The sequence below is a fragment of the Pseudomonas sihuiensis genome (genome assembly GCF_900106015.1).
GTDB lineage: Bacteria > Pseudomonadota > Gammaproteobacteria > Pseudomonadales > Pseudomonadaceae > Aquipseudomonas > Aquipseudomonas sihuiensis.
The window spans coordinates 928,704-953,356 of record NZ_LT629797.1; the positions used below are offsets into that span (position 1 = coordinate 928,704).

Sequence of the window (24,653 nt, forward strand, 5' to 3'; positions counted from 1 at the left end):
CATGGACAAGAATCTGGAGATGGCCGCGCTGGCCGTGCTCATTCACGACCTGCGCAAGCACAAGAAGGTCACCCTCAACGAGCTGGCCGAGCGCATCGGTCGTTCCGTGGGCTTTCTCTCGCAGGTCGAGCGTGGCCTGTCGCGCCCGACCGTGGCAGATCTGACTGCCATCAGCGAGGCACTCGACGTACCCACCACCTATTTCTACAGCCTGCCCAAGCCCAAGGCGCTGGACTGGGTGACCCGTCCGGACGAGCGCCGCACCCTGTACCTGGCCGGTGGCATCACCGACATCATGGCGTCGCCGACCTTGCAGGGCGCCTTCATGGTCGTCGATAGCCTGCTCGAACCGGGGGCCAGCAGTGGCGAGCGGCAGATGAGCGATCGTTCCGAGCAGGCCGGCTATGTGCTCGAAGGTCAGTTGACGCTGTGGCTGGGCGAGGACGAAGAGAGTGCCACCCTCTATCCCGGCGATGTTTTCCAGGTGCCGAGCTATGCGCGCCTGCGTTATGCCAACCAGGGCGACACCCCCGCGCGGGTGTTGTGGATCTACACCTGAACCTTCCCGTGAACCCGGAAATAACCACAATGAACGCCACCCGAGTCGAGCTGCTCGACGAAGTCCGTCAATTTCGCCAGGTCCACCCCGAGGTGCGCTTCGTCGACCTGATCTGCCTGGACATTCCCGGGCATTTCTATGGCAAGCGCTACCCCATCGAAATGCTGGAGAAGGTCGCCGCCGGCAGCGCCCTGAAACTGCCGCAGAACTGCGTGCTGCTCGGCGCTCAGGGCGGGCTGTACGAGATCGGCGACTACTGCTTCCATGACGGCGACCCGGACGCGCCACGGCGGCTGATCCCCGGCACGCTCAAGCTGGTGAACTGGGAGCGCCAGCCGCTGGGGCAGATGCTGATCAGCTCCGATGGTACCGAAGCGCCCATCGAATTCGAGCCGCGCGAGGTGCTGACGCGCGTGGTGCAGCGCCTGGCCGCGCGTGGCATTCGTCCGGTGGTGGCCTTCGAGCTGGAGTTCTACCTGTTCGACAAGGCGCTCAAGGACGGCTTGCCGCAGTACCCGCGCGATGACCTGAGTGGCGATGCCGACGACCAGCCGAACATGCACATCGAACGGCTGTCGCGTTTTTCCGAGGTGCTCGACGACATCACCGAGACCGCGCGTCTGCAGGGCATCGACACCACGGTGATCACCGCCGAGATCGGCCCGGGGCAGTTCGAGATCAACTTCAGCCACAACATGGATCCGATGCAGGCGGCCGACTGGTCGGCGCTGTTCTGCCGGGTGACCCGTGGTGTGGCGCTCAAATACGGCCATCGCGCCAGCTTCATGGCCAAGCCTTATCTGCAGTATCCCGGCAGCGGCATGCACATCCACGTCAGCCTGTACGACGAAGCCGGTGACAACCTGCTGGCGCGTGATGAGCAGCGTCCGCTGCGGCATGCCGTGGCCGGTTGCCTGGAACTGCTGCCGGAGCTGATGCCGATCTACGCGCCGAACCACAACAGCTATCGTCGCTTCGGCGCTCAGGTGAACTCGGCGAGCAAGGCCAGTTGGGGCTTCGAAGACCGCGACGCCTGCGTGCGTATTCCCGAGTCGGACGCGCGCGACCTGCGCCTGGAATTCCGCCTGCCGGGCGCCGATGCCAACCCCTATCTGGTGCTGGCGGCATTGCTGACCAGTATCGAGCATGGCCTCGACGCCAAGGTCGAGCCCATTGCACCGCTCAATGACGACCGCACCAGCGGCGTCGACTTTCCCAAGGACATGCTCGACGCCGTGCGCCGCATGCAGGCCAGTGAGCGCGTTGCCGCGGGGCTGGGCAGCGAGTTCGTCATGGTCTATTGCGAGAACAAACGCCAGGATCACCTGGCCTTCATGCACGACATCAGCCCGCGCGAATACCGCTGGTACCTGTGATGTCACGGATAGAAGGAGGCGCCATGAACAACGCCGTAAACAACCCCAAGACCACACACTGGCAGGCCCTGAGCCAGGCTCACCACCTGGCACCATTCAGTGATTACAAGCAGCTGGCCGAGAAGGGCCCGCGCATCATCACCGAGGCAAAAGGCGTGCACCTGTGGGACAGCGAGGGCAACAAGATCCTCGATGGCATGGCCGGTCTTTGGTGCGTGGCGGTCGGCTATGGTCGCGAGGAGCTGGTCGAAGCTGCCGCTACGCAGATGCGCCAGTTGCCGTTCTACAACACCTTCTTCCAGACCGCCCATCCACCGGTGCTGGAGCTGGCCCATGCCATCTCCCAGCTGGCGCCGGCCGGCATGAACCATGTGTTCTTCACCGGGTCGGGCTCGGAGGGCAACGACACCATGCTGCGCCTGGTACGCCACTACTGGGCGTGCAAGGGGCAGCCTGCGAAGAAGATCATCATCGGCCGCGACAACGGTTATCACGGTTCCACCGTGGCCGGCGCCAGCCTCGGCGGCATGAAGTTCATGCACGAGCAGGGCGATCTGCCGATTCCGGGCATCGCCCATATCCCGCAGCCCTACTGGTTCGGCGAGGGCGGCGACCAGTCGCCGGAGGAATTCGGCATCTGGGCAGCCGATCAGCTGGAGAAGAAGATTCTCGAGCTGGGCGAAGAAAACGTTGCCGCCTTTATCGCCGAGCCGATCCAGGGCGCCGGCGGCGTGATCATCCCGCCCGAGACCTACTGGCCGCGGATCAAGGAGATCCTGGCCAAGTACGACATTCTGTTCGTGGCCGACGAGGTGATCTGCGGTTTCGGCCGTACCGGCGAGTGGTTCGGCAGCCAGTACTACGACCTCAAGCCGGACCTGATGACCATCGCCAAGGGCCTTACCAGCGGCTACGTGCCGATGGGCGGGCTGATCGTCAGCGACAAGGTATTCGAGGTGATCGAGGCGCATGGCGACTTCAACCACGGCTTCACCTATTCCGGGCATCCGGTGGCGGCAGCGGTGGGGCTGGAGAACCTGCGCCTGCTCCGGGAAGAAGGCATCGTCCAGCGGGTGAAGGCAGACACCGCGCCTTACCTGCAAAAGCGCCTGCGTGAACTGGCGGATCATCCGCTGGTGGGCGAAGTGCGTGGCGTCGGTATGCTCGGTGCCATCGAGCTGGTACAGGACAAGGCCACGCGCAAGCGCTTCTCCGGTGATGTGGGCGTGGGTATGGTGTGCCGTGGCCACTGCTTCAACAACGGCCTGATCATGCGCGCGGTGGGCGACACCATGATCATCGCGCCGCCTCTGGTAATCAACCAGGCGGAAGTGGATGAGCTGGTGGAGAAAGCGCGCAAGTGTCTGGATCTGACCTGGGAGCAGGTTCGCGGTCTGGCGTAATTCAAGAAGGTGCGCGTAGCGCGCACCGGCCAGGCAAATGAAAACCCCGCGACCGGTGACGGTGGCGGGGTTTCGTTTTTCAGCCGCTTACTTGAGGCTGTTTTTCAACGTCTGTGCTGCCTGATCCATGGCGGAGCGTACCGCCGGGACTTCGGACACCACATTGAGCAGGCCGTAGTCGTGGATCATGCCGTTGTAGCGCACGGCGGTCACCGGTACGCCGGCGGCGTTCAGGCGGCGAGCGTAGGCTTCGCCTTCGTCGCGCAGCACGTCCATCTCGGCGGTCTGCACCAGTGCTGGCGGCAGGCCTTTGAGCTGTTCCAGGCTGGCGCGCAGGGGTGATGCATGGATCTCGTTACGCTGCTTCGGGTCGGTGGTGTAGTTGTCCCAGAACCATTCCATCATGCCGCGGGTCAGGAAGTGGCCTTCGGCGAACTGGTTGTAGGAGCCATTGTTGAAGTTGGCGTCGGTCACCGGCCACAGCAGCACCTGGGCGCGCAGTTTCGGCGTCCCGGCTTCCTTGGCCTTGATGGCCACCACGGCGGCCATGTTGCCGCCGACGCTGTTACCGGCCACTGCCAGGCGCGAGCCGTCGACACCGATCTGGCTGCCGTTGTCAGCCACCCACTTCGTGGCGGCATAGGCCTGGTTGATCGCGGTCGGGTATTTGGCTTCGGGTGATGGCGTGTAGTCGACATAGATCGCGGCGGCGCCGGAACCTACTACCAGGTCGCGGATCAGGCGTTCGTGGGTCGGATAATCACCCAGTACCCAGCCACCGCCGTGGAAGAACATGAAGCCCGGCAGAATGCCGCGAGCGCCTTCAGGACGTACCACCTTGAGGGTGAGCGACTGGCCATTAACCTGGATCACCTTGGTGTCCACGATAATGCCGGACAGGTCCACCTTGACGCTGGCCTGAGCACCTACCAGTACGGCGCGGGCGTCTTTCGGCGAGAGGGTTTCCAGCGGCTGACCACCACCGGCTGCCAGGGCATCGAGAAAGCCCTGGGTGTTGCGCTCCACGCCGGGGCTGCCTGCGGCGAAGCTGCTGTTGATGGCCAGGGCAAGCAGCCCGGCAGTCAGAGTGCGAGAAAATTTCATGGTCAAACTCCTGTCGATCAGTTGGGTGGCTGGTTGTCAGTTCTGGTTGGTGCAAACGCTGGAGAGTTGTTCGTAGTCGAGAACTTCCACGTCACCCGCGCTGTTGCGGTAGGTCATCGTTGCCGTGACCACTTCGCACTGCGAGCTGTTAGGCACGTCGATGGAAATCACCTTGGCGATATCCAGGTTCTGGCCGTAGCGGTAGGGCGTGGCCTCGGCGCTGTGGGCGAGGGTGGTGAGCGACGCGCTGAACGCGAGGGCAGTCAGGGCGGTGGCGAGCAGGGTGCGGGTTTTCATGGCGGTTCTCCTCTTGGAGCCGCGCTCGGGCTGTGGCCGCGAGCGCTGGCTGCTAACTGTCAGACGATGGTCAAGGTGACGTCGATGTTGCCGCGGGTGGCGTTGGAGTACGGGCAAACGATGTGCGCGCGATCCACCAGGGTTTGTGCGGCTTCCGGGGTCAGGCCGGGCAGGCTGATGCGCAGTTCCACCTCGATACCGAAGCCGGTGGGGATGGCGCCGATGCCGACGGTGCCTTCGATGAAGGTGTCAGCCGGGATGCTCAGCTTGTCGCGGGCGGCGACGAATTTCAGGGCACCGAGGAAGCAGGCGGAATAACCGGCGGCGAACAGCTGCTCCGGGTTGGTGCCGTTACCGCCGGCGCCACCCAGTTCTTTCGGGGTGGACAGGGCGATGTCGAGGATGCCGTCGGAGGAGACAGCGCGGCCTTCACGGCCACCAAAGGCTTCAGCGGTTGCACGGTAGAGAACGTTTTCGATAGTCATGGCATTGATCCTTGTCGGTGGGGTAGTGATGGATTGGCTTGCTAATCTTTTGTGCGCTAACCGTTTCCATGGAGCGAACTATATTGCGCAAAATATTAGTGCACAAGACAATTGTATGGAAGATTTGGTTATAGATTTTTGATTTTCAGGAATAAGCAGGCACGACAGGGGGGGGTAGCCATGCTTTGCAGTAGATGCCGTAGGTGATTTGGCAGAATCAGACCGAATAGAGGCTCAGGAGAAGCCCGTGATGCGTGGAGATGGACGATGAGGCCGCTGAATACGGCGCGCACGAGACTTTGCCCGGCTAGGGGGTTCTACGGGGCAGCGGAAGCAGGCGATGGCCGGCACCGCCTGGGATCAGAGGGCGTCTTGCAGATGGCCGCGCAGTTCTATCAGGTCATCACGCAGCTTGCCCAGTTGCGCCATGTTCAACGCAGAAGCCTTGAGGATGCAGGCAGGCAATGCTTTGGCCTGTTCGTGCAGGGCGCGACCCTTGTCGGTCAGGTACAGCTGTACCACACGTTCATCCTGGCTGCTGCGCTGGCGCTGCAGCAGGCCTTCGCTCTCCAGGCGCTTGAGCAGAGGCGTCAACGAGCCCGGATCGGTCAGCATGCGTGCGCTGATCTCACTGACGGTGATGCCCTCGTTTTCCCACAGCACCAGCATGGCCAGATATTGCGGATAGGTGAGACCGAGCGCCTGCAGCAGGGGCTTGTAGGTCTTGGTCATCATCAGCGAGGTGGAATAGAGGGCGAAGCACAGCTGGTTATCCAGCATCAGCTCGGCGCAGGGTTCCACTTGGGAGGTCATGGCATTGGCCTGTGCAAATGTGGTTGGTGTTGTCGGCAAGCGGTGCGGAGGTAATCCGCACCCAGATGGCATCAGCCGCAGGATACGCGGGTGATCACTCGCTGATCATCAACGTTGAGGTTAAGGCGTTGACCATTGTATTCCAAGGTCACCACGCTGTCGGGTGTGAGTATGCGAGCCGTGCTGGCCCCGGCTTGCTGGCGTGCCTGCTCGAGCAGTTCGGGCGTTGCGGTCTTGCCTTTGAAGTGCTCGACGGCGGACGAGGTGCAGCTGTCCGGCGTCGGGCCACTCGGTGCGGCAGCGGAGGTCGGTTTCTCGGCGGTGCTGCTGCAGCCGGCTGCAAGCAGGGTGGCGCCCAGGATGAGGCAGAGACGAGTTTTGAAATTCAATGCATGAGCTCCTTGGGTTATTGCGCGCCTTCCAGGCGCGCCAGACGTTCTTCGAGGGCGGCGATGCGCGTTTCCAGTTCGACCAGTCGATCTTCGTTAGGTGCCGCAGCCTCCCCACGAGCAGCAGGGCGGCTGGCCAGCAAGCTTTCCATATCTGCAGATTCGCCCAGCAGATGCATGTAGCGATCCTCGCGCTGACCACTCTGGCGTGGTAGCAGAAGCGCCAGACCGCGACCGATCAGACGTTCCAACTGATGCTGGACCTCGGCGACATCGTCGAAATCGTGCATGCGATTGCTGCGCGTGAGCAGCTCATTGAGCGTCTGCGGGCCACGCAACAGCAGCAGACCGAGCAATACCGTCTGCGGCTTGACCAACTCCAACTGCTTGTCGCAACGCTGTTCCCAGCGGTCGGCACGGCTGCCCATCACCAGATGTACCAGCTTGCGACCTTCGAGGCTGCGCAGATAGCGCCCGACTTCACCGGTTTCCAGGTTCATCAGCGGTTCGCGGCTGGTCTTCTGGTTACAGGCCAGTTGCACGGCATTGAGCGTCAGCGGGTAGGTTTCCGGCGTGGTCAGCTGCTTTTCGATCAGGCAGCCGAGGATGCGCACCTCGACGGCGTGCAGCGGGGTTTCACCAACCAGCGGGGATGGGGTGTGCGACATGGATCGATCCTGGCAGGAAGAACGCGCCTAGGTTAACGGCATCCGCGCTCAGCTGACAGGCTTCAATGTGTGTTCGAGCATGTCCAGGCTGGCGCCGAGCACCTGCTGGCGCGATTCCTGGCTGGCCATCATGCGCGCCAGCAGCAGGCTGCCCAGGCATTGCGCGAGAATCGTCCAGGCCAGTTGCGCGTCGCCGATGATCTCGGCCCAGGTGTTCTGCAACTGCAGGATCTGCTGCTCGGTACGCAGCCGCACGCGTTCATCGGCACGGGCGATCTCCGCGCCCAGGGCAGGCAGCACGCAACCTTTATCCGGTTGCTCGACATGCGCCAGGCTGAGATAGGCCGCCAGGCAGCGTTGCAGCTTGTCGCGCCCAGCGTCACCCGCTTCGCCGCCAAGCCGGCTCAGGCTGTTACGCAGCTCGCGTTCGATCAGTTCAGCGAACAAATCGTCCTTGCTCGGGAAATGGCTGTAGAAGGCTGCGCCGGTCAGACCTATGGTTTTCATCAGCGCGTCCACGCCGGTCACGGCAAAACCTTGCTGCTTGGCAATCGCGCCGCTGCTGGCGAGCAGGCGCTCGCGGGTTTCGGCCTTGTGTTCGGCGGAATAACGCATGGATGACTCCGTTCTATGCTGGGTTGACCTGCCCGAGATAGTAGCATAACGTTCGTTCAGCTAACGATCGTTAGTTAATGGAGGAAGCCATGAACGAGAACAAGAAAGTCGCTTTGATCATCGGCGCGGGTGATGCCACCGGCGGCGCCATTGCTCGGCGTTTTGCTCGCGAGGGGTATGTCGCCTGCGTCACCCGGCGCAGCCTCGATAAACTGCAACCGCTGCTGGAAGAAATCCGTAGCGAGGGCGGCGAAGCCCATGGCTTTGCTTCCGATGCGCGACGTGAGGAGCAGGTGGCTGAACTGGTCGAAAGCATCGAGCGTGACATCGGGCCGATCGAGGTGATGGTGTTCAATATCGGCGCCAACGTGCCCTGCAGCATCCTCGATGAAACCGCACGCAAGTACTTCAAGATCTGGGAAATGGCCTGCTTCTCCGGCTTTCTCACCAGCCAGGCGGTGGCCAGGCGCATGGTCACCCGCGGACGCGGCACCATCCTGTTCACCGGTGCTACTGCCGGCCTGCGTGGCGCCGCCGGATTTGCCGCTTTCGCCGGGGCCAAGCACGGCATCCGCGCGCTGGCGCAGAGCATGGCGCGTGAACTGGGACCGCTGAATATTCATGTCGCCCATGTGGTGGTGGACGGTGCCATCGATACCGCCTTTATCCGCGACAGCTTTCCCGAGCTATACGCCAAGAAGGATCAGGATGGCATTCTCGATCCCGAGCATATCGCCGACAGCTACTGGTTCCTGCACGCTCAGCCGCGCGATGCCTGGACCTTCGAGCTGGATCTGCGCCCGTGGATCGAGCGCTGGTAACCTGCGCTGAACCCATAATCACAATAACGAGCGAGTGAAGCTGATGAGCAAGACGGTGGAATTCTTCTTCGACCTGGGCAGCCCGGCGTCCTACCTGGCCCATACCCAGTTGCCTGATCTGTGTCGCGACGCCGGCGCTGAATTGGTCTATCGACCGATGCTGCTGGGCGCAGTGTTCCAGGCCACCGGCAACGCCTCGCCGGCAATGATTCCGGCCAAGGGGCGCTACATGCTGCGCGACCTGGCACGCTTTGCCGAGCGCTATGGCGTACCGATGCGCTTCAATCCGCATTTTCCGATCAATACCCTGACGCTGATGCGCTTGCTGGTGGCCGTTCAACTGCATCAGCCGGAGCGCTTCGACGATGCCTTGCAGGCGCTATTCCGGGCGATCTGGGTCGACGGGGTGAATATGGGGGATCCGGCCAAGGTAGCAGGCGTGCTGGTCGCCGCTGGTTTCGATGCAGCCGCCCTGCAGGCGCAGATCGCTGAACCGGCAGTGAAGGACGCGCTCAAGGCGACTACCGAAGAGGCGGTCAAACGCGGCGTATTTGGCGCGCCGACCTGCTTTGTTGGCGGCGAGATGTTCTTCGGTCAGGATCGCCTGGATTTCGTTCGCGAAGCGCTTCGCGGCTAGGTGCTTTTCGTCCAGGGGCTGATGCCTGGCACAATGGCCGGATCATTTTCCGGTCATTCGAGTAACCGATGAACCCCGAAACGCTGAAACTCCTGGTGACCCGCCGTATGCCTTACGGCAAGTACAAGGATCGACTGATCGCCGATCTACCGGGCCACTACCTCAACTGGTTCGCCCGCACGGGTTTCCCCAAGGGCGAGCTGGGTCAGCTGCTCGCGCTGATGCAGGAGATCGATCACAACGGCCTCAAACCGTTGCTCGATCCGTTGCGCGACCGTTCGTAGCCCGGATGCAATCCGGGGACAACTTCCGATCTCTCCCGGATTTCATGCGGGCTACGACCCTACGTCTGGGTTGCCCTCAGTGCCAATTGCGGCCGTGATCCAGCTTCTGATCTACCAGCCATTTGCCATGGGCGATAGACGCGTGCTGGGCCTTGTTCAGGTCATCCATGAAGGCGTAATCCACCGGCAAGGTCTGGCGTTTGCTGGTGTTGCCGTTGGGATCGGTAATCTGGCAACCGCCGGCCCAGGGTGTCGGCAGGCCGGGGTGTTCCATGACGCTGGCGCGGATGGTGTGGTCGCGGTGGGTGCAGGTAAGCGCGCTCATGAGGCCACCTCGTGGATCAAGGCGCCGCCCTCGGCGTCGACGCCACACCGAGGTTCCAGCCGGGAGCCGGTAGCGGCGCCGCGTGGATGAGTGATGCGTCTGTCTCCTCACCTTAGCGCAAATGTTGGCGAACCGAATGTTGGCCGACAAACGTGCCACGTTCTCTCGCATGGTCGCAGGCGCCCAGGGCCGCGTACCTCCCAGGGGCATGCAAGCAATGTCGGCTCACCCTAGGAAATCTCGCGCACCCCGTCTGCGCTCCGTGCTTTGGGCGCGAAGCGGGCAGCCAGGCGCATCGACAGAGTGACCAGGCGCTGATACAGCGCCGGCATGCTGCGCTGCATCCAGTCCAGAGCATGGGCATCGGCGCCGATAAGAATGCGCCGCTTGTTGGCCAGCACTCCATTTACGATGACCTTCGCCGCCTGTTCCGGCGTGGTGCGCAGCAGCTGGTCATTGAACTGCTGGCGCGCCTGTTCGGCTTCCTGGCCGGTGACCTTGGCCAGGCTATCGTTCATCCGCGCGGTCTTGGCGATGTTGGTGCGGATGCCGCCGGGATGCACGCAGCTGGCGGAAACCCCGCAGGCGGCCATATCCAGCTCCTGGCGCAGCGACTCGGTAAAGCCGCGCACGGCGAACTTGCTGGCGTTGTAGGCGCTCATTCCGGGCTGGGAGAACAGGCCGAACACGCTGGACACATTGACTACATGGCCCTGGCCGGCTGCCTTGAGGTAGGGCAGGAAGGCCTTGGTGCCGTTGACCACACCCCAGAAGTTGATGTTCATGATCCATTCGTAGTCGGCGTAATCGTTGCCCTCCACGGTGCCGCCCTGGGCCACGCCGGCATTGTTGAAGATGGCGTTGACCCGGCCGAACTCGCTGACGATCTGCTCGGCCCAGGCCTCGACGGCGAAGCGATCAGCAACGTCGACCCGCTGCTGGCTGACGGTGACGCCGAGCTTGCGGGCCTGCTCGACGGTTTCCTTGAGGCCCTCGACGTTGACGTCGGACAGCGCCAGGTGGCAGCCCTGGCGGGCCAGGTGGTAGGCGAGGGCGCGGCCGATGCCGGAGCCAGCGCCGGTGATGGCGGCAACCTTGTTCTCGAAGGATTTCATGCGCTGACCTCCTGCGCGTCGAGGCTGATGGCATTGCTCTGCGCCGGGTGAGCGGCGTGCTGGCGACTGAAGTGATAGGCATGCGGATCGAAGTTGCGCGTCAGCATGCGAAAGCGCCAGGTGAAACCGGGCCATACCGTGCAGTTGCGCCCACTGATCGGATGCAGGTACCAGCTCATGCAGCCGCCGGCATTCCATACGGTGCTGCCGAGGGTGCCCTGGATCTTGCGATTGAAGGCGTCCTGCGCCTCGCGCTTGGGCTCCAGACTCTGCAGCCGGCCTTCTTCTAGCTGCTTGAGGGCGCCGAGCACATAGGTGATCTGCGACTCGATCATGTAGACCATGGAGTTGTGGCCCAGGCCGGTGTTCGGCCCCATGAGGAAGAACAGGTTGGGGAAGCCCGCGGTCATGGTGCCCTTGTAGGCTTCCGGACCTTCGGGCCAGGTGTCGAGCAGATCGACGCCGTCGCGGCCGAACACGGTGCCGCGCGGCAGCGGGTCGCTGGGGGTGAAGCCGGTGCCGAAGATGATGGCGTCCACTTCGCGCTCCTGGCCGTCGGCAGTGCGCACGGCGCCCGGCAGGATTTCGGCGATACCGTCGGTGATCACCTCGACGTTGGCCTGGGTCAGCGCCGGGTAGTAGTCATTGGAGATCAGCACCCTCTTGCAGCCCATGGTGTAGTCCGGGGTGACCTTGGCGCGCAGTGCCGGATCCTTGATCTGCTTCTTGATGTACAGCTTGGCGATGCCCTGGGCCATGCGCAGCAGGCGCGGGGCGAAGGCGAAGGCGATCACCCGGCTTTCGAGGATGCTGTACAGGGCGCCGCGCCAGAGTTTCTGCGCCAGAGGGAAGCGCTTGAAGCGCTCGCGTTCATCATCGCGAATGGCGCGGTCCGGCTTGGGCATGATCCACGGTGCCGTGCGCTGGTAGAGATCGAGCTGCGCAACCTGCTTTTGTATCTGCGGCACGAACTGGATGGCCGAGGCGCCGGTACCGATCACCGCCACGCGCTTGCCGCTCAGGTCGTAGTCGTGATTCCACTGCTGTGAGTGGAACACCTCGCCGGTGAAGTTCTCCAGGCCCTTGAGTTTGGGAATCGACGGCGTCGACAGTGCGCCCATACCGGATACCACGAACTGCGCGCTGTACTGGTTGCCGGCGCGGTCCTGCAGATGCCATAGCTCGGCGTGCTCGTCCCAGCGCATCTGCACCACTTCTGTGTCCAGCAGGGTCTTGTCCTGCAGCCGATACTTCTCCCAGCAACCTTGCAGATAGGCCTTGATTTCCGGCTGCCTGGCGAACATCCGCGTCCAGTTCGGGTTCGGCTCGAAGGAGAAGGAATACAGATGCGATTGCACGTCGCAGCCGCAGCCCGGGTAGTTGTTCACCCGCCAGGTGCCGCCGACGCCGGCTTCCTTTTCGAACAGCAGGAAGTCCTGCTCGCCCTGTTGCTTGAGGCGAATGGCCATGCCGAGGCCGGAAAAGCCGCTGCCGAGGATGGCGATCTTGCAATGGCGGCCAGCGATAGGGGGTGACACGGGCGCATTCATGACCGAACTCCTGCTTGTCGTTCTTGTTGGTGTCTAAATCCGTACACCAAGAGGCCTCAGCTGCTGAAACCGAGGCGCTCGCGCCAGCGATTTTCCAGCTTGTCGGTGTCGTGATCCTTGGGGTGGAAGCCGGGGCGGTAGTAGTCCAGATAGGGGCCGAGCAGCCTGGTGAAGAAGCCATTACGCGGGCCGAACAGCTTCTTCAGGCCGAAGCCCCAGCTGCGCCAGTTGAACAGTTGACCGTCCTTGCGCAGCAGGTGAATCTGGAACCAGCCGATCACGCCGAGGAACATCAGGGTGGTCAGCATCATCACTAGTGTGCGGGTGAAGTAACCGCCGTAGACCTTCTGATAGACGTCGTAGCACACGGCCTTGTGCTCGTTCTCCTCGATGGCGTGCCACATCCACAGTTGATAGAGCTTCGGGTCGTTCATCTGTGTGGTGAGATCTTCACGCTTGAGCAACTGCTCGGCCATGGTCGCGGTGAAGTGTTCCAGGGCGCAGGTGGCTGCCAGGCGTTGCTTCTTGGTGCTGAAGCGGGTCGTCCATTCGAGCAGTACCTTGATGCGCAGCTCGAGGCGCTCCAGGTCGATACCGTGCTCATTGGCATAGTCGTTGTAGGCCGCATGGTCCTTGGAGTGCATGGCCTCCTGACCGATGAAGGCGCTGATGTCTTTTTTCAGCTGCGGCTCGCTGACCTGATCGCGTACGGCGCGCACGCTGTCGACGAAGAACTTCTCGCCGTAGGGGAACAGCGACGACAGATTGTTCATGAAATGGCTCATGAACGGGTCGTCGTAGAACCAGTACTTCGGTGTCTCGCTGAAACTGAAGTCCATGCGACGCACCGGAAAGCTGGGTTTCGGCTGGGGTAGGGTGGTACTTGCGCTCATCGTTCGAGTCCTCTTCTGGGCGTTGGTACTCCCGATTGTCGTGCGGCTCTGGCTGGCAGCACTCGGGGTCGCAGATGGCTAATCTCGACAGACCAACTGTGTCATTGAACGATGTAACTATCGGGCGTGCGGGCGCTGAGCGCCGCCAACTTAAGGCGGGTCTGATGGGCAGAATCAGGAAAGAGGTACGCAATCCGCCGCGCTAGACGTGGCGGATTGCGCTGACGACGGGGCTTACGGTGAGTTACGGCGCAGCTCGGCCACTTCGCTGCGCAGCGCGCGCAACTCGTCGAGAATTGCCTGTTCGCGAGTTGCTGCGGCCTGCTCCTCGGCATTGGGCTCGTGGGTGCTCTGCATCGCGTTGACGATAACGGCGATGAACAGGTTGAGCATCATGAATGTCGCGACGAGGATATAGGGCACGAAGAACAGCCAGGCCAGTGGATGCTCTTCCATCACCGGGCGCACGATGCCCATCGACCAGCTTTCCAGGGTCATCACCTGGAACAGGGTGTACAGACTGGCGCCGATATTACCGAACCACTCGGGGAAGCTCTGGCCGAACAGCTGGGTGGCCATCACCGCGGCGACATAGAACACCAACCCCATCAGCATGACGATGCTGCCCATGCCAGGCAGAGAAGCGAGCAGCGCCTGCACCACCTTGCGCATGCTCGGATTGATCGACACCAGTCGCAGTACCCGCAGCACGCGCAAGGCACGCAGCACGGCGAAGGGGCCGCTTGCCGGTACCAGGGCGATGCCGACTACCAGGCAATCGAATACTGCCCAGGGATCGCGCAGCAGGCCGATGCCGCGGGCGGTGAAACGTAGCGCCAGTTCGATAACGAAGCAGGTGAGGATGAAGGTATCGAGAATCAGCAGCGGCGTGCCCCAGTCGGTCATGATCGACGGTGAGGTCTGCAGGCCGAGAATGACGGCATTGATGATGATCAGCAGGGTGATCAGGCGCTGCATGATGGCGCCGTTCATGAGAGCGCCCAGGCGTTGACGCCAGTCGCTGGATGGATTCAGTTCGAGTTCGTGCATGGGAGTCTGGCCAAGGTAATCGGTGATGCCGGGCATTGCCCGGCTGAATCATCAACCCACTTGCGGGTTGGCAGGCGCTTTGGCTCAGTGATCGTCGAGGGCGAAGGCCGTCAGTGTGAAGGTGGGGATGCCGGCGTCCTGCAGTTTCTGCGAACCGCCCAGCTCAGGCAGGTCGATGATCGCAGCGGCCTCGAAGACCGTTGCACGCATGCGTCGCACCAGGTTGGCTGCGGCGATCAGGGTGCCGCCGGTAGCGATCAGGTCATCGAAGATCAGTACCGAATCGCCTTCGCAGAGACTGTCGCTGTGCACTTCGAGGAAGGCTTCGCCATATTCGGTCTGGTAGCCCTCGCTGAGCACGTCAGCCGGCAGTTTGCCCTGCTTGCGAAACAGCACCAGCGGCTTGTTCAGTTCGTAGGCGATGATCGAGCCGATCAGGAAGCCGCGCGCGTCCATGGCGCCGATGTGACTGAATTCGGCCTCCACGTAACGCTGGATAAAACTGTCGGCGACCATGCGCAGGGCGCGCGGTGACTGAAACAGCGGGGTGATGTCGCGAAATATGACGCCCGGTTTGGGGAAGTCCGGTACCGGGCGGATCAGGGTTTTGATGCTGAATTCGTCAAAGATCATCGTGGGGTCCTAATGCGTTGAGCCCGCGAAATCGTGCGAACTCAAACGTCGAGGTTGCCGCCGGCCAGAGCACACAGCTCGATTGGGTCGAGAATGTGCACTTCCTTGCCTTCGGCTTCGAGCAGCTTGTTCTGTTGGAAGCGGGTAAATACGCGAGACACCGTCTCTACCGCAAGGCCCAAATAGTTACCAATTTCGTTGCGCGACATGGCCAGGCGGAACTGGTTGGCCGAGAAGCCGCGGGCGCGGAAGCGGGCGGAGAGATTGACCAGGAAGGTGGCGATGCGTTCGTCCGCGGTCTTCTTCGACAGCAACAGCATCATCTGCTGATCGTCGCGGATTTCACGGCTCATGATACGCATCAGCTGGCGACGCAGTTGCGGCAACTGCAGAGCCAGGTCGTCAAGGCGCTCGAAGGGAATCTCGCAGACCGAGGTGGTTTCCAGTGCCTGCGCGGAAACCGGGTAGCGCTCGCCGTCGACCCCGGACAGGCCGACCAGCTCGCTGGGCAGGTGGAAGCCGGTGATCTGCTCCTCACCGCCATCGCTCAGGCTGAAGGTCTTCAGCGCACCGGAGCGTACGGCGAACACGGAGCCGAAGGTGTCGCCCTGGCGGAACAGGAATTCACCCTTCTTCAGCGGGCGGCCGCGCTTGACGATGTCGTCGAGCGCGTCCATGTCTTCCAGGTTCAGCGAGATCGGCAGGCACAGGCTGGCCAGGCTGCAATCCTTGCAATGGGCTTGATGCTGCTTGTGCAGCTTGATGCTCTCGGACATCGTTGGGCTTCCCGGATATACACGCAATGTTCGTAAGGGTACCGCAGGGCTCGGGTGGCGGCCAGCCATATAAGGGCTGACCGAGCGCTCAAGTTTAGCCTCTGGGTGCCGATCCAGACTGTAGAACCATAGTCCAAAGCAGGGAGCAGCGCGATGCGCATACCATCCAGTGGGCCGCTGAATAATCTGGTGCAGGGCGTTCAGCGACAATTTACCGCAGTCGAGCGGAGCCCCGAGGAGGTGCGCGAGGGGCTCCGTGTGAGTCTGTCCGAGTTGGGCAAGAGCATGTTGGCCAAGTCCGACAAGAACGAGGACATCGACAACAGCGATCTGCCCAAGGCGATCAAGGACCTGCTCAAAATGATCCGCGAGTTGCGTGCGCAGATCGTCGAGAAGCAGGCGCAGATAGAGGCGATCATGAGCGATCAGAGCCTTGATGCGAAAACCAAGCGCCAGCAGCTTGAAGGATTACAGACCGAGCTGGCGTCGCTCAACAGCGCATTGACTGCGGCCAATGCCAACCTGATTAAGCTCATGCGTGAGAACGGCCTGTCGAACGAGCAGATGCAGACCGCCGCCACGCTGGCGATGGGGTGATACGCCAGCCAGTGACGGAAGCCGTCACTGGCGCAGGCTACTGGTGTTCAGATCACCCGAGAAAAACGCTGGCGTACCTGATCGTTGAGATAGCGGTCGAACAGCATGCATAGCGAGCGCACCAGCAGACGCCCGGCCGGGCGCACCTGAATCCCTTCTGCACCCAGCTCGATCAAACCGTCACGGTCGAGCTGCTGAAGCTCAGGCCAAAGCGCCGCGAAGTAGTCGCGGAATACCACGCCGTGGGCCTGTTCGATGTCGTCGAAACGCAGCTCGAAGTGGCAGATCAGCTGCTGGATCACGGCGCGGCGCAGGCGGTCGTCGGCATTGCAGTGCAAGCCGCGACGCGTTGCCAGCTGGCCATTGCCCAGGGTCTGCTGATAGCTGGCGATATCGCTGTCATTCTGGCTGTACAGATCACCGATCTGGCTGATGGCAGAGACGCCCAGGCCAATCAGGTCACAGTGGCCGTGGGTGGTGTAGCCCTGGAAGTTGCGTTGCAGCGTGCCTTCTTCCTGGGCGATGGCCAGTTCGTCGTCGGGCAGGGCGAAGTGGTCCATGCCTATGTAACGATACCCGGCGCGTGTCAGCTGCTCGATGCTGTTCTGCAACATGGCCAGCTTGTCCGCCGGGCTCGGCAGGTCGTCGGCGCTGATGCGCCGTTGCGGCATGAAGCGTTCCGGCAGGTGTGCGTAGTTGAACAGCGACAGGCGATCCGGCTGCAGGGCGATGACCTCGGCCACGGTGCGGGCGAAGCGCTCTGGCGTTTGTTTGGGCAGGCCGTAGATCAGGTCGATGTTCACCGAGCGGAACTGCAGGGTACGCGCCGCCTCGACGATGGCGCGGGTTTCCTCCAGGGTCTGCAGGCGGTTGACCGCGCGTTGCACCTCGGGGTCGAGGTCCTGCACGCCGAGGCTGACACGGTTGAAGCCCAGCTCACGCAGCAGGCCCATGGTCGACCAGTCGGCCTCGCGTGGGTCGATCTCGATGCTGTAGTCGCCGGAGTCATCATCGAGCAGGTTGAAGTGCCGACGCAGGTGCTGCATCAGCCGGCGCAGTTCGTCGTGGCTGAGGAAGGTCGGTGTACCTCCACCGAAATGCAGCTGTTCGATTGGCTGGTTGCGGTCGATGTAGCGGCTGATGATCTCGATTTCCCGCTCGAGCTTTTCCAGATAGGGCAGGGCGCGGCCGCGGTCCTTGGTGATGACCTTGTTGCAGGCGCAGTAGTAGCAGATGTGCGCGCAGAAGGGCACGTGCACGTACAGCGACAACGGGCGTCCGGCCTTGCGGCTGTCGCGCAGGGCATGCAGCAGGTCGAACGGGCCGATATCGTCGTGAAACTGTACGGCAGTCGGGTAGGAGGTGTAGCGCGGGCCGGCGAGATCGTAGCGGCGGATCAGGTCGGCATCCCACTGGATGGCGTCGAGCATGGGAAATAATCCTGGACAGGCTGTGCGGCCAGTCTAGGGATGCGCGTAGGTGGTGGCCTTGACCTGAATCAAGGGCACGTTGAGCACTGGAGGTGTTGTCGCGGCGTAGCCCGGATGCAATCCGGGGATGTTGGGTACCTTGCTCCCGGATTACATCCGGGCTACGCCTCAGTGCCCCATCAGCCAGTGCTGGTGTGGGCCGGGCAGGGTCCAGATACCGAACAGGATGACCAGCAGGCCGCCAGCCATGCGCACGCCGCGCTTGCGTAGCAGGGTGGTGATGCGTTCTGCTGCCAGCCCGGTGGCCAGCAGCACCGGCCAGGTGCCCAGGCCGAACGCTAGCATCAGCAGGGCACTGTTGACTGCATTTCCCTGGCTGGAGGCCCACAGCAGGGTGCTGTAGACCAGCCCGCACGGCAGCCAGCCCCATAAACCACCCAGGACCAGGGCGCGCGGCAGATTGCTGACCGGCATGAAGCGCCGGGTCAGCGGCTGGATATGCCGCCACAGGCCGCGACCCAGCGCTTCGATGCGTGTCAGCCCGCTCCACCAGCCGGCCAGATAAAGACCCATGGCAATCAGCAGCAAGGCAGCCATTGTGCGCATCGCCACTTCGGCTTTGCTGCCGGCAATGGCCCAGCCGGCCAGGCCCAGGAGCAAGCCTGCAAGGCTGTAGCTGAGAATGCGCCCGAGGTTGTAAGCCAGCAGCAGTTGTAGACGCCTGCCGCGTTGCTCGGCAGGGATCGCTAGAGTCAGCGCGCCCATCAGGCCGCCGCACATGCCGAGGCAATGGCCGCCACCGAGCAGGCCGAGAATCAGCGCCGACACCAGCAGCGGTGCCAGCTCAAGCATCAGGTTTGCCCGGCTTGTTGTGGTCCTCGGCCTGCTCGACGCCAGCCTTGTGCAGTGGATCTTCGTCGTCGAACAGAATGCTGTGCGCTGGGCCGTCGAGATCGTCGTACTGACCGCTGTCTACCGCCCAGAAGAACAGCCAGATGGCGAAACCGACCAGGCCGATGGCGACAGGGATCAGGATGTAGAGGGCGGACATGCGGTCTCCAGGGGGGCATCTGAGTAGGAGCCAGCGCTGCTCGCGAACCGCTTCTTCGCGAGCAGAGCTCGCTCCTACGTGTTCGGGGTGCGGCTCAGGCGCAGGGCGTTGAGCACCACCAGCAGCGAGCTAAGGGACATGCCCACGGCTGCCCAGATCGGCGTGATCCAGCCCAGGGCGGCGAAGGGCAGTACCAGGCCATTGTACAGCGTCGCCCAGGCCAGGTTCTCGATGATGATACGGCGCGTGCGCTTGGCCAGCTTCAGGCCGTCGACCAGGCTGCTCAGTCGGTTCGACAGCAACACGGCGTCGGCGCTGGTTTTCGCCAGGTCGGAGGCCGAGCCCATGGCCACGCTGATGTCGGCGGCAGCCAATACCGGTACGTCGTTGACGCCGTCGCCAAGCATCAGCACGCGCCGCCCTTCACCGTGCAACTGCTTGAGCACTGCCAGCTTGGCATCCGGGGTCAGGCCGCCCCGAGCGTCGTCGATGCCCAGCTGGCGGGCGACTTCACCCACCATCGGTGAGCTGTCACCAGAGAGCAGGTGAATGTTCCAGCCCCGCGCGCGCGCAGCGGAGATCAGGTCGGGAGCATCCTCGCGCAGGCGGTCGTCGAGGACGAACCAGGCCAGTGGGCCCTGTTCGTCGCCCAGCAGCAGCCATTGGCCGTGCTCGCTGGCAATCGGTGGTACGGCCTGGCCGCTCAGGGCGCAGACGAAGCTGGCCTCGCCTATGCGTAGCAGGCGGCCATCGACGCTGCCCTGTAGACCCTGGCCCGGATGACTGTCCACGGATTGCGCCGCGCGGGGCGCTTGGCTGAACGCGCGGGCGATGGGGTGTTCCGAACGGTTCTCCAGCGCGGCCGCCAGCGCCAGGCAAGCGCCCTGGTCGAGATCGCGCAGCGGATGGATGGCCTTGAGCGTCAGGCGGCCTTCGGTCAGCGTGCCGGTCTTGTCGAGCACCAGGGTGTCGATCTGGTTTAGGCCTTCGAGCACATGGCCGCGCGTCAGCAGCATGCCCAGCTTGTGCAGGGTGCCGGTGGCGGTGGTCAGCGCAGTCGGGGTGGCCAGGGCCAGGGCGCAGGGGCAGGTGGCCACGAGCAGGGCGAGCACGACCCAGAAGGCGCGACTGGAGTCTATCTCCCACCAGGCGAAACCGACCGCGGCGGCCGCCACCAGAATGAACAGCAGGAACCATTGCGACACGCGGTCGGCGATTTCCGCCAGGCGTGGTTTTTCGCTTTGCGCCCTATCCAGCAAGCGCACGATGGCCGACAGGCGCGTGGCATCGCCCAGCGCCTGCACTTCGACGGTCAATGGGCCTTCGACGTTCAGCGTGCCAGCGGTAACGCTGTCGCCGATGCCGCGTGGCAGCGGCAGGTACTCGCCGGTGAGCAGCGATTCGTCGACACTCGATTGGCCGGCGAGGATGCGCCCGTCGGCGGGAATCAGCGAGCCGGGTTGCACCAGCACCTGCTCGCCTTCACGCAGTTCGCTGAGCAGGATGCGCTGGCTCTGGCCGTCGGCGCTCAGGCGCAGACAGGAGGCCGGCAGCAGCTTGACCAACTGCGCCGTAGCGGCGGCTGTGCGTTCTCGCGCACGCCGCTCCAGATAGCGGCCGGCGAGGAGGAACAGGGCGAACATGCCCACCGCGTCGAAATACAGCTCGCCCTGGCCGGTGATGGTCGACCAGATGCCGGCGACATAGGCGCCGCCAATGGCCAGCGAGACCGATACGTCCATGGTCAGGTGGCGCGTGCGCAGGTCGCGCAGGGCACCGCGGAAGAACTGGCCGCAACAGTAGAAGACGATAGGTGTGGTGAGGAACAGGCTGGTCCAGCGCAGGATCTTGTCCAGTTCCGGCGACAGGTCGATGTTGAACTCCGGCCAGGTGGCCATGGTCGCCATCATCACCTGCATCCACAGCAACCCGGCCACACCCAACTCGCGCATGCGCCGGCGATTCTCCGCAGCCATGCGTTCGGCCGCCTCGTCGGCGCGCCACGGATGGGCGGCGTAGCCAATGCGGCGCAATTCGGCGAGCAGTTGGCTCAAGGGTATCCGGCTATCCTGCCAGCGCACCTGCAGGCGGTGGTTGGACAGGTTCAGGTGCGCTTCGGCCACGCCCGCTACGCCGCGCAGATGCTTTTCGATCAGCCAGCCGCAGGCGGCGCAACTGATGCCTTCGATCAGCAATTGGGTTTCGCTCAGTTCGCCTTCGTGCTGGACGAAAGACTGCTGCACGTCACTGCGGTCGTAGAGCGCCAGTTCGTCAGGCAGGGCGGCGGGCAGTGCCTGCGGGTTGGCGGCACTTTCGCTGCGATGGCTGTAATAGTGCTCAAGCCCGCCGGCGACGATGGCTTCGGCCACCGCCTGGCAGCCGGGGCAGCACATTTGCCGGGCCTGGCCGAGCACGTCGGCACTGAACTGACTGCCGGCAGGCACCGGCAGGCCACAGTGGTAGCAGGGAGTAGGGGCGGGCATCGGCAGGGTCAGTAGGAGGGATTGTCACCGATCATGATGGTCTGGCCATCGGCGATGGTTTCCTCCTCGAACAGGCGCCAGTTCTGGCTGCCTTCCTGGCCGAGCAATTCGACGAAGCGGCGACCGCTGACCTGATCGACCATCTGACCACGGTAGTGACCGTCAGCAGTGGGTTGCAGGATCACCCGGCGGTCACGTTCCGGCTGGGTCGGCGAGATCAGGTTGAGCACAATCTGCTGTGGCCGGCTGTTGCCCTGCAGGCTCAGCAGTGCGGTGCCGGTGGTGTTGTCCAGCACCAGTTCGCCATGCAGCTGCAGGCGTTCTGCCAGTTTCTCACGTTCCAGCGACTGGTTGATGCCTTTGCCGACGTCGTAGTAATCATCCGAGATGAGGCCCGGCGGGTTCTTGGTGGCGATGGTGAGCAGGGTCAGCCCCTGCACCACCGAGTAGCCCAACAGGAATAGGATGAACCAGGGCCAGAACTGCTTGTACCAGGGTTTGACTGGCGATGTGTTGTGTTCGCTCATGCGTTTTCCGTCGTCAGCGGACGCTGGGGCCGATAAATCGGCTGTCGGCGTCGTTCTTGATACTGGGGTCGTCTGCCGATTGTACGTGGAAGACGATGTTATTGGCGCTGGAAGGCAGTTTTTCCGGTGCGATGGACAGCTCGACCGGGAAGGAGTACACCTCACCGGCCAGCGCCCGTACTTCGCGCTTGCCTTCGTAGACCAGGCCGTCGAGACCGTCGACGGTGATCACGTAGGTCATGTCGCGCTGCGCCTTGTTCATGATCTTCAGGGTGTAGACGTTCTCGATGTAGCCGCGCTCGTTCTCGCGGAAAAGTACGCGATCCTTGAGCACGTCCAGTTCCACCAGCGGACGAGTGGCCACAGCCCAGGCGAACAGGCCGATCATCGCGACCAGTGCGACAGCGTACCCGATCAGGCGCGGGCGCAGCAGGCGGGTCTTGCGCCCGGACAGGTTGTGTTCAGTGGTGTAGCTGATCAGCCCCTTGGGGTAGTTCATCTTGTCCATGATGTCGTCGCAGGCGTCGATGCAGGCGGCGCAGCCGATGCATTCGATCTGCAGGCCGTCGCGGATATCGATACCGGTGGGGCAGACCTGTACGCACATCTTGCAGTCGATGCAATCACCCAGGCCCTGTGCCTTGTAGTCGGCGTCCTTCTTGCGCGGACCGCGCTTCTCGCCGCGGCGCGGGTCGTAGGAGACGATCAGGGTGTCTTGGTCGAACATCACGCTCTGGAAGCGCGCATAGGGGCACATGTAGATGCATACCTGCTCGCGCAGGTAGCCGGCGTTGCCGTAGGTGGCGAGGGTGAAAAAACCGATCCAGAAATAGGCCCAGCCGCTGGCCTGGCCGGTGAAGATCTCGATCACCAGGTCGCGAATCGGCGTGAAGTAGCCGACGAAGGTGATTGCGGTGAGCAGTGACACGCCCACCCAGATGCCGTGCTTGGCCAGCTTGCGTGTAAATTTCTTGCCGCTCATGGGTTGTTTGTCCAGCTTCATCCGCTGGTTGCGGTCACCTTCGGTAACTTTCTCGGCCCACATGAACACCCAGGTGAACACGCTTTGCGGGCAGGTGTAGCCGCACCAGACGCGGCCGGCGAACACGGTGATGAAGAACAGACCGAAGGCGCAGATGATCAGCAGCCAGGACAGCAGCATGAAGTCCTGCGGCCAGTAGGTGGCGCCGAAGATATGGAACTTGCGTTCCGGCAGGTTCCACCAGACGGCCTGGCGGCCTTCCCAGTTCAGCCAGACGGTGCCGAAGTACAGCAGGAACAGCAGGGCGCCGCCGGCAAGTCGCAGATTGCGAAACAGGCCCGTGAATGCGCGGGTATAGATCTTCTCGCGGCTGGCGTAGAGATCGACGCTGGCATTCTTGGCAGGAGGAGGGGTGACGTCCTGGACGGGAATCTGTTCGCTCATCGATGCATACCACGGCGGTTGGTTGGCAGCCCGGGCCGATGCGTGCCGGTCAGGGTCATTTCACGATGACTATATGGTACGCCTGAAAGACAACGCCCGGGTGCGACCAGCGGTCGCGACCCGGGCGTTCATTGACCCTTGTCAAAAGAGCCGCTTTGCGCTTACTGCTCTTCGGCCTTGTGCGACAGGCTGTACACATAGGCAGCCAGCAGGTGCACCTTGTCGTTGCCAAGGAATTCTTCCTGGGCTGGCATGTTGCCGTGACGGCCGTAGCGAATGGTCTGCTGCAGTTGCGCGTAGCTGCTGCCGTAGATGAACGCGGCCGGGTTGGTCAGGTTCGGTGCCCCAAGGGCCTGCATGCCGGTACCGGCCGGAGTATGGCAGGCCGCGCAGGCGGTGCCGAACACTTGCTTGCCAGCCTCGATGTCAGCCTCGACACCTTCCGGCAGTTCGCGACCGCCGAGCTCGGTGAGGACGTAGGCGGCAACGTTGCGCACGCCATCTTCACCAATGATCGGACCCTGAGCAGGCATCATGCCCTGACGGCCCTTGAGCAGGGTGGTCTTGATGGTTTCCGGGTCGCCGCCCCAGCGCCATTCGTTGTCGGTCAGGTTGGGGAAGCCGTAGCTGCCCTTGGCATCGGAGCCGTGGCACACCGAGCAGTTGGAGGCGAACAGGCGGCCACCCATTTTCAGGGCTTGCTCGTCCTTGGCCACTTCCTCGATGGGCATGGCAGCGTACTTGGCGAACAGCGGGCCGTATTGCTCATCGGCACGCGCCATTTCCTTTTCCCACTGGTGCACGCCGGTCCAGCCGGAGTAACGCATGGAACCGTCAGCGATCTGTACACCGGCAGCGAAAGGGGTCTGCTTCTCGCTGTCGACGTAGTCGTAGCCCGGCAGCAGGCCCTTGAAGTTACCCAGGCCCGGGTACAGGGCGAGGTAGCCGAGGGCGAAGACGATGGTGGCGACGAACAGCATGAACCACCACTTCGGCAGTGGGTTGTCATACTCCTCGATGCCATCGAAGCTGTGCCCGACGGTTTCTTCGGTGGTTTCCTGGCGCTGGCCCTTGCGGGTGCCGAAGATCAGCCAGGTCAGGGCGAAGATGGTGCCCAGAGACAGAATGGTTACGTACCAACTCCAGAACGTGGTCATTGGTTATTGCTCCTGGAAGAGTCCTGATCGCGCGTGGACTCGGGCTTGGGATCGTCGGCGAAGGGCAGGTTGGCAGCTTCGTCGAAGTTCGATTTGCGCTTGCTGCTGTAAGCCCAGAGCACCACGCCGATGAAGGCGATGAACACCACCGCCGTGCCGATGCCGCGAATCATCCCGATGTCCATAGCG

Annotated in this window: 29 protein-coding genes; 7 read left to right on the plus strand and 22 right to left on the minus strand. The window is 62.8% G+C overall.

Annotated elements, in window-relative coordinates; all coding sequences use genetic code 11:
- Position 1 precedes the first annotated feature (1 nt).
- The 3 genes from BLT86_RS04470 to BLT86_RS04480 are packed head-to-tail and all read left to right on the plus strand — an operon-like array spanning position 2 to position 3,338.
- Positions 2 to 559 carry a helix-turn-helix domain-containing protein gene (locus tag BLT86_RS04470; protein WP_055985074.1) on the plus strand — a complete coding sequence of 186 codons (558 nt, stop codon included), beginning with the start codon at positions 2 to 4 and terminating at the stop codon, positions 557 to 559.
- 29 nt (positions 560 to 588) lie between these two features.
- Positions 589 to 1,935 carry a glutamine synthetase family protein gene (locus BLT86_RS04475; protein WP_092374984.1) on the plus strand — a complete coding sequence of 449 codons (1,347 nt, stop codon included), beginning with the start codon at positions 589 to 591 and terminating at the stop codon, positions 1,933 to 1,935.
- Between the two features lie 23 nt (positions 1,936 to 1,958).
- Positions 1,959 to 3,338, plus strand: a complete 1,380-nt coding sequence (locus BLT86_RS04480) for an aspartate aminotransferase family protein (protein WP_090336318.1) — start codon at positions 1,959 to 1,961, stop codon at positions 3,336 to 3,338.
- Positions 3,339 to 3,425: 87 nt separating this feature from the next.
- Here the strand turns inward: BLT86_RS04480 and BLT86_RS04485 are convergent, their stop codons facing one another.
- The 7 genes from BLT86_RS04485 to BLT86_RS04515 all read right to left on the minus strand — a co-directional run bounded on the left by BLT86_RS04485 (position 3,426) and on the right by BLT86_RS04515 (position 7,709).
- Entirely contained in the window at positions 3,426 to 4,442 is a 1,017-nt protein-coding gene (locus BLT86_RS04485) for an alpha/beta hydrolase (RefSeq protein ID WP_055985068.1), read from the minus strand.
- Positions 4,443 to 4,478: 36 nt separating this feature from the next.
- On the minus strand, positions 4,479 to 4,739 hold the full coding sequence (locus BLT86_RS04490) for a DUF2790 domain-containing protein (RefSeq protein WP_090336319.1): 261 nt from the start codon (positions 4,737 to 4,739) through the stop codon (positions 4,479 to 4,481).
- Positions 4,740 to 4,798: 59 nt separating this feature from the next.
- Complete coding sequence (locus BLT86_RS04495) at positions 4,799 to 5,224, minus strand: organic hydroperoxide resistance protein (RefSeq protein ID WP_017675130.1); 426 nt, start codon at positions 5,222 to 5,224, stop codon at positions 4,799 to 4,801.
- A 360-nt stretch (positions 5,225 to 5,584) separates the two neighbouring features.
- Entirely contained in the window at positions 5,585 to 6,037 is a 453-nt protein-coding gene (locus tag BLT86_RS04500; RefSeq protein ID WP_055985482.1) for a MarR family winged helix-turn-helix transcriptional regulator, read from the minus strand.
- Between the two features lie 71 nt (positions 6,038 to 6,108).
- Positions 6,109 to 6,426, minus strand: a complete 318-nt coding sequence (locus tag BLT86_RS04505) for an I78 family peptidase inhibitor (protein ID WP_045733160.1) — start codon at positions 6,424 to 6,426, stop codon at positions 6,109 to 6,111.
- 17 nt (positions 6,427 to 6,443) lie between these two features.
- Positions 6,444 to 7,094, minus strand: a complete 651-nt coding sequence (locus BLT86_RS04510; RefSeq protein WP_055985485.1) for a YceH family protein — start codon at positions 7,092 to 7,094, stop codon at positions 6,444 to 6,446.
- A 48-nt stretch (positions 7,095 to 7,142) separates the two neighbouring features.
- Positions 7,143 to 7,709 (minus strand): TetR/AcrR family transcriptional regulator, encoded by a 567-nt coding sequence (locus BLT86_RS04515; protein WP_055985487.1) that lies wholly within the window; start codon positions 7,707 to 7,709, stop codon positions 7,143 to 7,145.
- An 89-nt stretch (positions 7,710 to 7,798) separates the two neighbouring features.
- Between BLT86_RS04515 and BLT86_RS04520 the strand changes: the two genes are divergently transcribed.
- The 3 genes from BLT86_RS04520 (at position 7,799) to BLT86_RS04530 (ending at position 9,451) form a co-directional block, all read left to right on the plus strand.
- On the plus strand, positions 7,799 to 8,530 hold the full coding sequence (locus tag BLT86_RS04520) for an SDR family oxidoreductase (RefSeq protein ID WP_055985490.1): 732 nt from the start codon (positions 7,799 to 7,801) through the stop codon (positions 8,528 to 8,530).
- Between the two features lie 43 nt (positions 8,531 to 8,573).
- Positions 8,574 to 9,167 carry a 2-hydroxychromene-2-carboxylate isomerase gene (locus BLT86_RS04525; RefSeq protein ID WP_092374987.1) on the plus strand — a complete coding sequence of 198 codons (594 nt, stop codon included), beginning with the start codon at positions 8,574 to 8,576 and terminating at the stop codon, positions 9,165 to 9,167.
- Between the two features lie 68 nt (positions 9,168 to 9,235).
- Positions 9,236 to 9,451, plus strand: a complete 216-nt coding sequence (locus BLT86_RS04530; RefSeq protein ID WP_092374993.1) for a DUF3820 family protein — start codon at positions 9,236 to 9,238, stop codon at positions 9,449 to 9,451.
- Positions 9,452 to 9,527: 76 nt separating this feature from the next.
- Here the strand turns inward: BLT86_RS04530 and BLT86_RS04535 are convergent, their stop codons facing one another.
- The 7 genes from BLT86_RS04535 to fnr form a co-directional block, all read right to left on the minus strand.
- Positions 9,528 to 9,776, minus strand: coding sequence for a hypothetical protein (locus BLT86_RS04535; RefSeq protein WP_021489290.1), 249 nt, complete (start codon positions 9,774 to 9,776; stop codon positions 9,528 to 9,530).
- Positions 9,777 to 10,006: 230 nt separating this feature from the next.
- Entirely contained in the window at positions 10,007 to 10,891 is an 885-nt protein-coding gene (locus tag BLT86_RS04540; protein WP_092374996.1) for an SDR family NAD(P)-dependent oxidoreductase, read from the minus strand.
- The gene (locus BLT86_RS04545) at positions 10,888 to 12,441 is read right to left on the minus strand and encodes a flavin-containing monooxygenase (protein WP_092374999.1); all 1,554 of its coding nucleotides are present in this window, start codon (positions 12,439 to 12,441) and stop codon (positions 10,888 to 10,890) included. The genes BLT86_RS04540 and BLT86_RS04545 overlap by 4 nt, the downstream gene beginning before the upstream one ends.
- Before the next feature lie 56 nt (positions 12,442 to 12,497).
- The gene (locus tag BLT86_RS04550; protein WP_092375001.1) at positions 12,498 to 13,334 is read right to left on the minus strand and encodes a metal-dependent hydrolase; all 837 of its coding nucleotides are present in this window, start codon (positions 13,332 to 13,334) and stop codon (positions 12,498 to 12,500) included.
- A gap of 234 nt (positions 13,335 to 13,568) precedes the next feature.
- A complete protein-coding gene (locus BLT86_RS04555) occupies positions 13,569 to 14,384 on the minus strand; it encodes an ion transporter (RefSeq protein ID WP_092380318.1) in 816 nt (271 codons plus the stop codon).
- An 84-nt stretch (positions 14,385 to 14,468) separates the two neighbouring features.
- Entirely contained in the window at positions 14,469 to 15,017 is a 549-nt protein-coding gene (locus BLT86_RS04560; RefSeq protein WP_017677215.1) for an adenine phosphoribosyltransferase, read from the minus strand.
- Between the two features lie 41 nt (positions 15,018 to 15,058).
- Positions 15,059 to 15,793 (minus strand): fumarate/nitrate reduction transcriptional regulator Fnr, encoded by a 735-nt coding sequence (gene fnr / locus BLT86_RS04565; protein WP_021489286.1) that lies wholly within the window; start codon positions 15,791 to 15,793, stop codon positions 15,059 to 15,061.
- 153 nt (positions 15,794 to 15,946) lie between these two features.
- Here fnr and BLT86_RS04570 point away from each other — a divergent pair, with 153 nt between their 5' ends.
- Entirely contained in the window at positions 15,947 to 16,390 is a 444-nt protein-coding gene (locus BLT86_RS04570; protein WP_092375004.1) for a hypothetical protein, read from the plus strand.
- 47 nt (positions 16,391 to 16,437) lie between these two features.
- Here the strand turns inward: BLT86_RS04570 and hemN are convergent, their stop codons facing one another.
- The 8 genes from hemN to BLT86_RS04610 form a co-directional block, all read right to left on the minus strand.
- On the minus strand, positions 16,438 to 17,820 hold the full coding sequence (hemN, locus tag BLT86_RS04575) for an oxygen-independent coproporphyrinogen III oxidase (protein WP_092375007.1): 1,383 nt from the start codon (positions 17,818 to 17,820) through the stop codon (positions 16,438 to 16,440).
- Positions 17,821 to 17,988: 168 nt separating this feature from the next.
- Positions 17,989 to 18,672, minus strand: coding sequence for a sulfite exporter TauE/SafE family protein (locus BLT86_RS04580; RefSeq protein ID WP_017677211.1), 684 nt, complete (start codon positions 18,670 to 18,672; stop codon positions 17,989 to 17,991).
- Positions 18,665 to 18,871: a cbb3-type cytochrome oxidase assembly protein CcoS gene (gene ccoS, locus BLT86_RS04585; protein WP_017677210.1), complete on the minus strand. Its 207-nt coding sequence runs from the start codon at positions 18,869 to 18,871 to the stop codon at positions 18,665 to 18,667. Before ccoS ends, BLT86_RS04580 begins: the two co-directional genes overlap by 8 nt.
- A gap of 74 nt (positions 18,872 to 18,945) precedes the next feature.
- Positions 18,946 to 21,354: a heavy metal translocating P-type ATPase gene (locus tag BLT86_RS04590; RefSeq protein ID WP_092375010.1), complete on the minus strand. Its 2,409-nt coding sequence runs from the start codon at positions 21,352 to 21,354 to the stop codon at positions 18,946 to 18,948.
- Positions 21,355 to 21,362: 8 nt separating this feature from the next.
- A complete protein-coding gene (locus BLT86_RS04595; RefSeq protein ID WP_092375012.1) occupies positions 21,363 to 21,881 on the minus strand; it encodes a FixH family protein in 519 nt (172 codons plus the stop codon).
- Between the two features lie 13 nt (positions 21,882 to 21,894).
- Entirely contained in the window at positions 21,895 to 23,307 is a 1,413-nt protein-coding gene (gene ccoG, locus BLT86_RS04600; protein ID WP_092375015.1) for a cytochrome c oxidase accessory protein CcoG, read from the minus strand.
- A 161-nt stretch (positions 23,308 to 23,468) separates the two neighbouring features.
- Positions 23,469 to 24,464 (minus strand): cytochrome-c oxidase, cbb3-type subunit III, encoded by a 996-nt coding sequence (gene ccoP / locus BLT86_RS04605; protein ID WP_092375018.1) that lies wholly within the window; start codon positions 24,462 to 24,464, stop codon positions 23,469 to 23,471.
- Complete coding sequence (locus tag BLT86_RS04610; protein ID WP_092375021.1) at positions 24,461 to 24,649, minus strand: cbb3-type cytochrome oxidase subunit 3; 189 nt, start codon at positions 24,647 to 24,649, stop codon at positions 24,461 to 24,463. Before BLT86_RS04610 ends, ccoP begins: the two co-directional genes overlap by 4 nt.
- Positions 24,650 to 24,653 lie beyond the last annotated feature (4 nt).